We start from the raw sequence: 12,468 nt of genomic DNA, 5'->3' as shown, positions 1-12,468 counted from the left end.
GAGGGGCTTCGCTCCCTCGATGGACCTTGGCCCCCTCACCCGGCGCTGCGCCAAAGCCGAAGCTTCGCTTCGGCGTTTTGAAGCATGGCCGCGAAGAGCGGCCTATGCCTCTCCCCGCCGGGCAGAGGTGAAGAAGCACCGAGTCTAGGAGCCAACGATGCTGGCAATTTCAGATCTTCACGTCGCTTACGGCCAGAGCGAGGTGCTGCACGGGCTCAACGTCAAGGTCGCGCCGAACGAGATCGTCGCGATCATGGGCCGCAACGGCATGGGCAAGACCACGCTGATGAAATCGCTGATGGGCATCCTGCCGGCCAAAAGCGGTTCGGTGACCATGGACGGCGCCGAGCTCGGCGGTCTCAAGAGCTACGAGCGCGTCGCCAAGGGCCTCGCCTATGTGCCGCAGGGTCGCATGATCTTCTCCACCATGACGGTGAAGGAGAACATCGAGACCGGCCTCGTCGTCTGCGGCGGCTCCGAGGTGCCAAGCGACATCTACGAATTGTTTCCGGTGCTGCTGGAGATGAAGGGCCGCCGCGGCGGCAATCTCTCCGGCGGCCAGCAGCAGCAGCTCGCGATCGCGCGCGCGCTTGCGACCAAGCCGAAGGTGCTGCTGCTGGATGAACCGACAGAGGGCATCCAGCCGTCGATCATCAAGGAGATGGCGCGCACGCTCAAGCGCATCCGCGACGAGAAGGGGCTCTCGATCGTGGTGTCCGAGCAGGTCCTGAGCTTCGCGCTCGATATCGCCGACCGCGTGCTGGTGATCGAGAACGGCGAGATCGTGCGCGACGATCCGTGCGACGCCGTCGATGCCGCGCAGGTCTCGAAATATCTGTCCGTCTAATCAACCGCAAGTAGAAGGGGAGCATCTCGATGCCAGAGACACTGATCAAGGTCGATCTCACCAAATCGGCCTATGAAAACGACATGGTGCACAACCGCTGGCACCCCGACATTCCGATCGTGGCCTGGGTCAATCCCGGCGACGACTTCATCATCGAGACCTATGACTGGACCGGCGGCTTCATCAAGAACAACGATTCCGCCGACGACGTGCGCGACATCGACCTGTCGATCGTGCACTTCCTCTCCGGCCCGATCGGCGTCAAGGGCGCCGAGCCCGGCGATCTCCTCGTCGTCGACCTGCTCGACGTCGGCCCGCTCAAGGAGAGCCTTTGGGGCTTCAACGGCTTCTTCTCCAAGCAGAACGGCGGCGGATTCCTCACCGACCACTTCCCGCTGGCGCAGAAGTCGATCTGGGACATCAAGGGCCTCTACACCTCCTCGCGCCATGTGCCAGGCGTGAATTTTGCTGGCCTGATCCATCCCGGCCTGATCGGCTGTCTGCCCGATCCGAAGATGCTTGAGACCTGGAACAAGCGCGAGGCCGAGCTGATCTCGACCAATCCGACCCGCGTGCCCGGTTTGGCTAACCCGCCGTTCGCGGCGACCGCCCATGGCGGCCGTGCCAAGGGTGACGTCAAGGCCAAGATCGGAGCGGAAGGTGCGCGCACTGTGCCGCCGCGCGAGCATGGCGGCAATTGCGACATCAAGGATCTCTCCCGCGGTTCGAAGATCTATTTCCCGGTCTACGTGCCCGGCGCAGGTCTTTCGATGGGCGACCTGCACTTCAGCCAGGGCGACGGCGAGATCACCTTCTGCGGCGCCATCGAGATGGCCGGCTGGCTGCACCTGAAGGTCGAGGTGATCAAGGACGGCATGTCGAAATACGGCATCAAGAACCCGATCTTCAAGCCGTCGCCGATCACGCCCAACTACAAGGACTATCTGATCTTCGAAGGCATCTCGGTGGATGAAGCCGGCAAGCAGCATTATCTCGACGTCCACATCGCCTACCGCCAGGCCTGTCTCAACGCGATCGAATACCTGAAGAAGTTCGGCTACTCCGGCGCCCAGGCCTATTCGATCCTCGGCACCGCGCCGTGCCAGGGCCACATCTCCGGCGTGGTCGACGTGCCCAACGCCTGCGCCACGCTATGGCTGCCGACCGAGATCTTCGACTTCGACGTGATGCCGTCGGCGGCCGGACCCATCAAGCACATCACTGGCGACATCCAGATGCCGATCTCGCCGGACAAATGATGCCGCGCTCCCTCTCCCCGTTCTTGCGGGGAGAGGGTCGGGATGAGGGCTGCCTTCGCATGAGCGCAGCAGCGAGCTCCGTTGAACACGTTAGGGATGATGCGATGCCCGTCTATGAATATCTCTGCGACGACTGCGGACCTTTCAAGGACCTCCGCCCGATGGCGGAATGCGATGATCCGCAAAGTTGCCCGCATTGCGAGAGCATGGCCCCGCGGGTGATCCTGACGGCGCCGAACTTCTTCTGCATGCCCGCGGAGAAGCGCAAGGCGCATGCCGTCAACGAGCGCAGCACGCACGCACCGCAGACGCTGGCGCAATACAAGGCCTCGCACGGACCCGGCTGCGGCTGCTGCTCGTCGGGCAAGACGGTGAAGGACAAGAGCTCGACGGACAGGAAAAAGCCGGCGCGGCTGATGACCAAGACCAGGAGCGGCGCCAAGGGCTTTCCGACCGCGCGGCCCTGGATGATCAGCCACTAACCCCACGCCTCACGCCAATAAAAGACAGGAGCGCTGAACATGCTTCACGGCGACATTTCCAGCAGCAACGACACGGTCGGTGTCGCGGTGGTCAACTACAAGATGCCGCGCCTGCACACCAAGGCCGAGGTGCTCGATAACGCCCACAAGATCGCCGACATGATCGTCGGCATGAAGGCCGGCCTGCCCGGCATGGATCTCGTGATCTTTCCGGAATATTCCACGCAAGGGATCATGTACGACTCCAAGGAGATGTACGAGACCGCGTCCGTGGTGCCGGGCGAGGAAACCGCGATCTTCGCCGAGGCCTGCCGCAAGGCCAAGGTGTGGGGCGTATTCTCGCTCACCGGCGAGCGCCACGAGGAGCATCCGCACAAGGCGCCCTACAACACCCTGATCCTGATGAACGACAAGGGCGAGATCGTGCAGAAGTACCGCAAGATCATGCCCTGGGTGCCGATCGAAGGCTGGTATCCCGGCAATTGCACCTATGTCTCCGAGGGTCCGAAAGGCCTCAAGGTCAGCCTGATCATCTGCGACGATGGCAATTATCCGGAGATCTGGCGCGACTGCGCCATGAAGGGCGCCGAGCTGATCGTGCGCTGCCAGGGCTATATGTATCCGGCCAAGGAGCAGCAGGTCATGATCTCGAAGGCGATGGCGTGGGCCAACAACGTCTATGTCGCGGTCGCCAATGCTGCCGGCTTCGACGGCGTCTATTCCTATTTCGGCCACTCCGCGATCATCGGCTTCGACGGTCGTACGCTCGGCGAGTGCGGCGAGGAGGATTATGGCATCCAGTACGCCCAGCTGTCGAAACATCTGATCCGCGACGCGCGCCGCAACGGCCAGTCGCAAAACCATCTCTACAAGCTGGTCCACCGCGGCTACACCGGCATGATCAATTCCGGCGACAGCCCGCGCGGTGTCGCGGCGTGCCCGTATGACTTCTACAAGAATTGGATTAGGGATCCCGAAGGCACGCGGGACATGGTCGAGGCGATGACCCGCTCGACGCCGGGGACGGACGAGTGCCCGATCGAAGGCATCCCGAATGGAGCGTCCCCGAGCAATTACTGAGTCAGTGCTGGTGCACGTCACCCGCTCGTGACGCCGGCAAGGAACTCGTGCACCACGTGTCGGAGATTACCGCTTCTGCTCCGTGGGTCTGCGCGGTGGGCGCGGGGCCGTAGTAGCTGCCGGCACGCCGCTCATCTTGTTGGCAGCCTCGCTGACGTCGAGCAGCGAGCGGCGGATGTCTTCGAGGTAGGTCGCCGACTTCTTCTTCATGGTGCCGGCAAGCTCGTGCAGCTCCTTGATTCTCTCGAACAGCTCGTCGGCCTTGCCGTCGACGAAGCCCGGCACCACGCCCTCGATCCTTGCGACCGCCTTGTCGAATCCCGCAAAGGCGCTGTCGACCTTGGCCATGACCGAATCGATCTGAGCACCCTTGCTCCTGAGATCGGCGGTGGTGGTCTCGAACGTACGCAGGCCCTCCTTGATCGCGGGGGCGTTGTTCACGATGGCACGGTCGACGCTGTGCAGGGTTTCGACGATGGATTCGGCATCGCTGAGATCGGCGGTCAGCACGGGGATGCCGTCTGCGTCGAGCGGCACCGGCGGCGCAGAGGGGGCGCCGCCGATCAGTGAGATGGCAGCAATGCCGGTGAGGCCCTGGAACTCGATGCCTGCCACGGTGTCCTTGCGGATCGGCGCGGTGTTGTCGAGCGCGACGAGCGCCACGATCCTGCGGGGATTATCCAGCTTGATCGACAGGATCTGGCCGGCGGGCACGCCGTCGAAATTGACCGGCCCACCGCGGCGCAGTCCGCTGGCGGAGCCGCCTTCGAACACCACGCGCAACTGGCTGCGGCTCTGGATCGTGCGCCATTTCTGCACGCCGAGCAGGCCGCCGAACGCCACGGCGATCGCCGCCAGCGTCGCCGTTCCGATCACAAGATTGCTCACGCGTGCCATGCAGGAGCGATTCTACGGCCAAACCGGGGAAGTTGGAAGGAGCCCGCAATGGTACATCGGGCGGGTTAACGACTTGTCCGCCGAAGCGCGAGGAGCGAAGCCGAAATCGTGATCCGCTAACGCCGCGTGTGTGGATGGACCTGATTGGCCGATCACGCTGCCGCTAACCCGACCGCCCCCTTCAATGCCCGGCCGCGCGTCTTGCCGCGGCGTTGTTGAGCACGATCAGCGCATCGACCGCGACGCCCGTCCTGGTGTTGATCAGGAACGGGTTGATGTCGACCGAGGCGATCCGGTCGCCGGCATCCGCGATCAAATTGGACAGCCCGACCAGCGCCTTCACCGCCGACGCCTCATGCAAAGCCGGCCTGCCGCGATAGCCGCGCATCTTGATCCCGGCCTTGGTGCGGCCGATCAGCAGCCGCGCCTCGGCCTCATCCAGCGGCGCGCCGGCGAGCGCGACGTCCTTCATCAGCTCGATGTCGATGCCACCGGTGCCGAACAGCACCACCGGCCCCATCTCGGCATCGAGCGAAGCGCCGACCACGAGCTCGAGCTCGGCCTTGACCTGCTGTGCGATCAGGATGCCATCGAGTTTCGGCTTGCCCTTCAGCTTCTTGACCCGTGCGGTGATGTCGGCGAACGCCTTCTTCACCTCGGCCGCGCTGTTGAGATCCAGCACCACACCGCCGATGTCGGACTTGTGCAGGATCTCTGCGCTGACGACCTTTGCCACGACCGGAAATCCGATCTGCGTGGCAATCGTCGCGGCTTCCGCCGCGGTCTGTGCGATCGCCTCCTTCGAGATCGGGATGCCATAGGCCTTCAGCAGCTTCTTCGAGGCGACCTCGTCGAGTGCGGCGCCAGTCGCCGATCTCAATGCCTTCTCCAGCACGGCACGCGCGGCGGGTTTAGAGCTGGAGACGATGTCGGGCACCTCCTTGCGCAGCTTCGCGTAATCGAGCAGCGACTTGATCGCGGTCACCGCGCGGTCCATGCCCTGCATGACCGCAAGATGGGGCAGGGATTTGCGCAGGCTCTTGGTGAATTCGGTGAAGCCGATCGACATCGCACTGACATAGATCACGGGCTTTGCGGCCCGGCTCGCCATCTCGTTGACGATGCGCAAATTCCGCTCGCGCAGCTCGTGCGGCACCTTCGGCAGCTCGGCATCGATGATGACGATGTCGATATCGGGATCGTCGATCATCAGCTTGATCGATTTCATGTAGACGGAGGGATCGACGACGGCGGCAAAGCCGGCGTCGAGCGGATTGCCGACGATCGAGCCCGGCCCGAGCATTTTTGCCAGCTCCGAGCTGACATGCGGGCTTAGCGGCGCGAAGTTCAGGCCTTCCTTGTAGAAGGCGTCGATCAGCATGCCGCGTTTGCCGCCGGACAGCGTCACGGCCGCGAGCCGGTCACCTTTCGGCACGGCAGAATGAACGAAACATTCGGTGGTCTCGATCAGCTCGTCGAGGCCCCCAACCCTGATCACGCCTTCGCGTGTGGCGATCGCGTCGAACGTCTCGATCGAGCCCGCCAGCGCGCCGGTATGCGCCATCGCCGCGGCGCGGCCACCCTCTGATGCCCCGAGCTTGAGCGCGATCACGGGCTTGCTGGCGGCGCGCGCCGCCTTGCAGGCATCGCGGAACGCCTTGGTGTTGCGCACGCCTTCGAGGTAGACCACGATCACCCTGATGCTCGGATCCTCGGCGAAATAGCGCATGAGGTCGGGCGTCTCGAGTCCGGCCTCGTTGCCTGTCGTCACCATGTAGCCGACCCCGACGCCGCGATCCTCCAGCGCCTGGCGGATCGCCATGACGATGGCGCCGGATTGGCCTGCGATCGCCACCGCGCCTTGCTCCATGGTGACGATGCGATCGTCGATATTGGTGAAGAGCTTCTCGCCGGCGCTCAAGTTGCCGAGGCAGTTCGGGCCGGTGACGGCGAGGCCCGTCTCGCGGATCGCGGCCTGCAATTCGGCGGCGAGCCTCTGGCTTTCGTCATCCTGCAGCTCGCTGAAGCCTGAGGTGACGATGGTGGCCGAGCGCGCGCCCGCCGCGGCGGCATCGCGGATCACCTGCACGGCGAAGCGCGCCGGCACCAGCACCAGGACGTGGTCGGGCTTTTCCGGAAGGCTCGCGAAATCCTTGTAGCAGGTAACGCCCCAGATGATCTCGCGTTTGGCGTTGACCGGATAGAGCCCGCCCTCGAAGCCGTATTTGACCAGATTGTTCCAGATGCGCTCGGCATAATTGCCGGGCTTATCGGTCGCGCCCACCAACACGATGTTGTGCGGGTGCAGCATGGCGTGGATTCCCTTGACGATGTCGCTGGCATCTGGCGGCGGAGACCATACGCGGGACGCGGATGCAGCAGACACACGGGCTTCCATGGCGTGACCTCACCTGTTGTTGTTCTTTGGTGGCGCGTCACTCTGTTCTATGGCGAGTCCTTCGGAGTGGCAACCGTGTGGCTGGTATGCCGTGTGGTGGAATGAAGTGCGCATCGGTGTGTGTCAGTCCGATCGGCGATCTATCTGTCGGCTCCAATCAATGTCGCATGCAGGACGTAGCGTTCGGGACCAGAGGTCACGGCGTCGAACGGCCAGCAGGTCGCGAGGACAAGCCCGAAACCTTGTGCCGCGGCGTCGATACCGGATGCATCGAAGCGGACCACGGCCGACGAATCCGCGCGATAGCGAAAATGTCGACCGTCGCTGCGCGTGACATCGATGACGTCACCCATGGCAACATTCCGCAGGAAGCGGAAATGAGTGTCGCGATGCGCGGCATAGACAGCAGTTCCGCGTTCGCCAGCATCAGCCGTGTGCTGGACATGGCCAGGCCCGAAAGCAAGCGCCTGTCCGCTCGCGCCTTCCAGCACGATGGCGCTGGCGCCGATCCGCTTGACCTCGATGCGCGCCACCGGCCAGGTGTCGGCCCACGACCATGGCTTCACCGCCTGGCCCGTCGCAATGCTCCTGTCGAATGCCTGCTCCAGCAACACCTGCGCCAACCACGCCTTGGCATGGATATAGGCGCCGTCGCCGAACAGGATGAGGCCGATCAGCGCCAATAGCAGGGGAGAGATGAGGCGGGGCATTGTGTTTCGTCTCCCGTCATTGCTTCGTCGCTTCGCTCCTCGCAATGACGATCAAAAAAGGGCGCGCGCGGCCGTTGTACGGGACGGGCAGCCGCGCGCGCTAACAGAGGAGTTCGGGGATGCTCCTCTCTCAAGCGGCGTCGGTGAGCAAGGACCGACGCCGCTTGAACACGAACAGGGTCAGGGCGAGCACGATCAGGATCAGGCCTGCAATCATCTTCAGCTCGGCCGAGGTTGCAGTCTTGGGCAGGCGGATCGCATCGGGTGCGGCGGGTGTCGGCCGTCGTGCCGCCGGCTGATCGCGCGCATCGGCATGACGTTCGCGCAGCTGCGTCGGCGTCGGATGCGGCCGTTCGCCGAACACTTTCTCGAAGTCCCAGCCGGCCGGAAGATTGATCGGCAGGTCGCTGAGCTTGAGCGGTTCGCCCTCAGGACGGCTCGGTGTCTCGTCGACCGCGACGAGGCTGGTCAGTCGCGTGACGATCTGATGATCGAGCGCCAGCGCCAGGATCGCCTTGTCGGCTTCCTCTGGCGTCATCTCGCGCAAGGTGCGCGCCACTTCGGCATCGCTGATCTTGCGCTTGGCCCAGAGCTTTGACAGGCCCTTGCCCTCGGCGGCGTTTTGCAGCGGCAGCGTCACCGACCACGGACGGTCGCCGACGCGGCCCTTGATCTCGAGCGAGCCCGCGAGCTTGTCGAGCCTGGCCGCCAGCACCAAGGGCTCGTCGCGATAGACGTCCGGAATGATCGCCGGGGTGACGTCGGCTTTGGTGTCGGAGAATTTTGCGCTGAGACCGGTCACCGCCGGATTTTCCAGCTTGGCGAAGAGGCCGCGCATGCGCTCCTCCACCTGCTCGACGGAGCCGATATGGGTGAAGGCACCGCGGCCGAGCTCGGCGGCACGGGTCATCAGATAGGTGTTGGGCGCCGACCCGATGCCGACCATGAACACGCGCGAGCGACCGCGCATCGTCGTGATCGCATCGAATAGTTGCTGTTCGTTGCCGATCGCGCCGTCGGTCAGGAACACGACCTGGCGAACCATACTGGTATCGCCGAGCTCGTCGGTCAGCGCCGCGCGCATCGCCGGCACCATCTCGGTGCCGCCGCGCGCCTGCAACGCGCCGACGAACGAGGTCGCCTCGCCGACATGGGTGGCATCCGCCGGCACGGAGGCCGGAAACAGCACGTCCATGGTGTCGTCGAAGCGGATCACGTTGAACCGATCATTCGGCTGCAGGCGGCGGAGCGCATAGAGCAGGCTCGCCTTCGCCTGGACGATGGAGGTGCCACCCATCGAACCGGAATTGTCGATCACGAACACGACCTCGCGCGGCAGCGGCTTCTGCGTCGCCTGCTCGGCGCTCGGCGGGGTGACGAAGGCGAGCACGTAATCGGCATCGCCGACACGCTCCCGGAACAGGCCGACCGACGGTGCCTTGTTCGCGGCCGGCTTCCAGATCAGCTCGAAATCGCGGTCGGCGGGGACAGCGCCATCAGCAAGCGTGACGATGCGCGTCGTGTTGTCCGGGCTCTCGATCTTAACGTTATGATGGTGGCTCTTGACCTCGCCGAGCGCAAAGCCGGCGTTCAGGCGCACCGTGATGCTGGTCGGGTTGACCGGCGCGTTCCTGGCAGGATCCAGCACCGGCGGCGAGATGCGGTCGCGATCCGGCACGGGATCCGATGTCGTCGCGCCCCAGCCCGAGCCGTCCTTGCGGAAGTCGACGCTCTGCACGATCGGCGCCGGATTGTAGCGCGGAGCGACCAACAGCGGCAGGCGCAGCGAATACTCATTGCCGGATTGATGCACCGGCTCCTGATATTCGATCTGCACCAGCACGGTCTCGCCGGGGCCGATATTGGCGACCGAGTTGGTGAAGATGTTGGGCCGCTCCTGCTCGGTCAGCGCGGCCTTCCGGCCGGCGCGGCGCGCCTCCTCGTAGATCACGCGCGCCTGCTGCCGCTCCTTGATGTCGCCGACGATGACGCGGTCGCCGACCACCATCTTCAGCGTGTCGACGGCGCCATCGGTCGCGAGCGGATAGACGTAGGTGGCTTCGACCCAATCCTTGGTCGGGTTGCGAAACACCTGGGTGACGCGCGCGCGCAGCGTCGGGCCCGATACCGTGATATCGATGTCCGTGCCAAGGCGGATCGCCTCGGCATAGGCGCCGTCTTCCTTCAGCAGCAGGCTGCCGGATCTGGCGTCGCCGGGCTGGAGCAGGCCGGCCTGTTCGGTCGTTGCCGACCAGCTCGTCCCGAAGCTCACCAGCAGCGCCAGGACGGCGACCAGCATCACTGCGATGCTCTGTGCGAGAAGGAACAGTCCGACCTTGATGAGCCGGCTCAACAGGGGGTGTTCGTCGCTCTCCGCCGTGTCGTAGGTGTCCATTTGGCTTGCTCCCGAAGCGTGTTTGCTGGTTCTCAACATCCGCCGGCAGGGCACCTTTTCGCGAGCAGAATGATCGGCAATGTTCCGCCGCGGCCGGCCCGGACTTGCTTCCGCCGGGGCGGCCATGTGCGGTTTTGTGCTGGTTTGTCCGCCCTGCTAGGATGGGACTCTCAGGGCAGGGTTGACGATGCAGACGCAGGCCGACAAGCAGCTTTCAGACGAGCAGAGCCGCGAGATCGCGGAAACCATTCGCGAGGAGCTGGCCAGACGCCGGATCTCCCGGCAGGCGCTGGCGGAGCAGGCCAAGCTTAGTCTGTCGACGCTGGAGAAAGTTTTAGGCGGCCGCCGGCCGTTCACGCTGGCAACGACGGTCCGTCTGGAGCAAGCGCTGGGCGTGTCCTTGCGCAAGAACGCCGTCGTCGTGACGCCTCCCGCCGAAAACGATGTCGCGCCCGACAGCCTCGGCTCCTATGCGCATCGCGCCGTCACCTGGCTCGAGGACGTCTACGTCACCCTGCGGCCCTCATTCGGCGACAAGGATGCGATCTTCGCCTATCGCACCGAGATCGTCTGGGAGCCGAAGGTCTCGTCGCTGGTCTTCCGCGAGGGCGATCGGACCGATGCCGCCTATGAGCACACCGGCGAGGTCGCCGTGCCCCATCAGTCCGGCTTCATCTACCTCGTCATCATCAAGCACGGCCAGCATCGCGTGATCACGGTGTCGCGCCCGACGGTTTCCGGCGAGATGTACGGCATCATCTCGACGCTCCGCGCCGGCCCCGGCTCGCAGTTGACGCCGATCGCTGCACCCATCGCCTATGTACCGATCAGGAGCGTTGCGAAGCCGTCCCTCGGGCGGGTCGCGTCCGGCGATGCCAACTATGAGCTGTACCGAAAGCACCTGCGCCGCACGGTGGATGAGCCGTTCGCGCTGTTCCTGCCGGCATAACCTTGCTCGACCTCGCTCACTTGAAAAGATAGCGGCCTTTTCGGCCGCAATCTGGCAGGGGGCGTATTCAACCGGTCCGGACTAAAGCGGGATGAGATTTGGATGAATCGTCATCGCGCTTGAGCTTGTTGTTTACGCATGATCTTTCCGGAAAACCGCTTCGCACTTTTCCGGATCATGCTTTAGCCTCCGATTTCGGCGCTGATGATGTCGCCGAATAGCTCCCATTGACCAGCCTTGAACCGGATCATCTTGAGCTGCTCGATCGGCGCGAAGTCGTTGGCGCTGGTATTGATCTTGATGCCCGGGATGAGCGTATCGGGCGTAAAGTCCTTCAGGCTTGCGGCCTGCTTCATCACGTTCTCCCGCGTCAGATTGTCCCCGCACTGCTTCAACGTCTGCACCAGGGTCTGAGCAGCGGCATAGCCGTAGACGAGATTGGTGTCGGAGACGTTGGCGCCCGGCATGTACTTGTCGATGAAGGCGAGGAATTTCTTCATGCCTTCATCATCCTTCCATTGCGGGTCTGATGCGTCCTTCAGATAGGTCGCCGACAGCACGCCTTCCGACGCGTCGAGCCCCGCGGGTTTCATCACCGCGCCGATCGAGATCGACACGTCGATCATCACGTGCATCGGCTTCCATTCGAGCTCGGCGATCTTCTTGATCGCCTGTGCCGCGAATTTCGGCGTCGAGATGTTGACGAACACGTTGGCGCCGGTGCCCTTCAGCTTGACGATGTGGGAATCGATCGAGGGCTCGGTGGTCTCATAGCTCTCCTCCGCCACGATCAGCGAAGATGCCTTCTCGCCAAAGATCTCCTTGATGCCGGCGACGTAGTCCTTGCCGAAATCGTCGTTGGCATAGAAGATGGCGACTTTGGCATCCGGCTTCGCCTGCAGGATATATTTGGCGAAGATCCGCGCCTCGACCCGATAGCTCGGCTGGAAGCCCATGGTCCAGGGAAAGTTCTTCGGGTCGTTCCATTTGCTGGCGCCGGTGGCGAGGAAGAGCTGCGGCACCTTCTTGGCATTCTGATATTTCTGCACGGCGGTCTGGGTCGGCGTGCCCAGCGCGTTGAACACCAGGAACACCTCGTCACTCTCGATCAGCTTGCGGACCTGCTCCACGGTCTTGGGCGGCGAATAGCCGTCATCGTAGGAGATCCAGTTGATCTTGCGGCCGTTGATGCCGCCCTGGTCGTTGATCATCTTGAAATAAGCTTCCTCGGTCTTGCCGATGACGCCGTAGGCGGAAGCAGGGCCCGAATAGGCCTCGACATTGCCGATCTTGATCTCGGTGTCGCTGGCACCGGTGTCGTACTTCTTCTGCGCAGAGGCGCTCTGAACCGAGAGCAAGGTCAGGGCCGTCGCCGCGGCGAGTAAGGCGATTTTCTTGTTCTTCATGGAAATACCTTTGCTTTTGTGGGGTGGGGCAGGCACTTCAAAAAA

10 protein-coding genes are annotated in these 12,468 nt (G+C 63.6%); 5 read left to right on the top strand and 5 right to left on the bottom strand.

Annotated elements, in window-relative coordinates:
- Positions 1–157 precede the first annotated feature (157 nt).
- The 4 genes from urtE to EAV90_RS00335 all read left to right on the top strand — a co-directional run bounded on the left by urtE (position 158) and on the right by EAV90_RS00335 (position 3,668).
- Entirely contained in the window at positions 158–847 is a 690-nt protein-coding gene (gene urtE / locus EAV90_RS00350; RefSeq protein ID WP_122406189.1) for an urea ABC transporter ATP-binding subunit UrtE, read from the top strand.
- Between the two features lie 29 nt (positions 848–876).
- The gene (gene fmdA / locus EAV90_RS00345) at positions 877–2,106 is read left to right on the top strand and encodes a formamidase (protein WP_024336981.1); all 1,230 of its coding nucleotides are present in this window, start codon (positions 877–879) and stop codon (positions 2,104–2,106) included.
- A 104-nt stretch (positions 2,107–2,210) separates the two neighbouring features.
- On the top strand, positions 2,211–2,588 hold the full coding sequence (locus EAV90_RS00340) for an FmdB family zinc ribbon protein (protein ID WP_122406188.1): 378 nt from the start codon (positions 2,211–2,213) through the stop codon (positions 2,586–2,588).
- Between the two features lie 39 nt (positions 2,589–2,627).
- Entirely contained in the window at positions 2,628–3,668 is a 1,041-nt protein-coding gene (locus tag EAV90_RS00335; RefSeq protein WP_122406187.1) for an aliphatic amidase, read from the top strand.
- A 66-nt stretch (positions 3,669–3,734) separates the two neighbouring features.
- On the opposite strand, the gene EAV90_RS00330 is transcribed toward EAV90_RS00335, so the two are convergent.
- The 4 genes from EAV90_RS00330 to EAV90_RS00315 form a co-directional block, all read right to left on the bottom strand.
- Positions 3,735–4,565, bottom strand: a complete 831-nt coding sequence (locus EAV90_RS00330; protein ID WP_129142285.1) for an MlaD family protein — start codon at positions 4,563–4,565, stop codon at positions 3,735–3,737.
- A gap of 181 nt (positions 4,566–4,746) precedes the next feature.
- Positions 4,747–6,963, bottom strand: coding sequence for an acetate--CoA ligase family protein (locus tag EAV90_RS00325; RefSeq protein WP_129142284.1), 2,217 nt, complete (start codon positions 6,961–6,963; stop codon positions 4,747–4,749).
- 140 nt (positions 6,964–7,103) lie between these two features.
- Positions 7,104–7,673 carry a class GN sortase gene (locus tag EAV90_RS00320; RefSeq protein ID WP_122406184.1) on the bottom strand — a complete coding sequence of 190 codons (570 nt, stop codon included), beginning with the start codon at positions 7,671–7,673 and terminating at the stop codon, positions 7,104–7,106.
- A gap of 130 nt (positions 7,674–7,803) precedes the next feature.
- Positions 7,804–10,068, bottom strand: coding sequence for a marine proteobacterial sortase target protein (locus tag EAV90_RS00315; protein WP_129142283.1), 2,265 nt, complete (start codon positions 10,066–10,068; stop codon positions 7,804–7,806).
- 187 nt (positions 10,069–10,255) lie between these two features.
- Between EAV90_RS00315 and EAV90_RS00310 the strand changes: the two genes are divergently transcribed.
- Entirely contained in the window at positions 10,256–11,017 is a 762-nt protein-coding gene (locus EAV90_RS00310; protein WP_164936713.1) for a helix-turn-helix transcriptional regulator, read from the top strand.
- Positions 11,018–11,199: 182 nt separating this feature from the next.
- Here EAV90_RS00310 and EAV90_RS00305 read toward each other — a convergent pair whose 3' ends face one another.
- On the bottom strand, positions 11,200–12,423 hold the full coding sequence (locus EAV90_RS00305) for an ABC transporter substrate-binding protein (RefSeq protein WP_129142281.1): 1,224 nt from the start codon (positions 12,421–12,423) through the stop codon (positions 11,200–11,202).
- Between the last annotated feature and the right edge of the window lie 45 nt (positions 12,424–12,468).

The organism is Bradyrhizobium vignae (assembly GCF_004114425.1).
GTDB classification, from domain to species: Bacteria; Pseudomonadota; Alphaproteobacteria; order Rhizobiales; family Xanthobacteraceae; genus Bradyrhizobium; species Bradyrhizobium vignae.
This window is presented reverse-complemented; position numbering and strand designations above follow the sequence as displayed.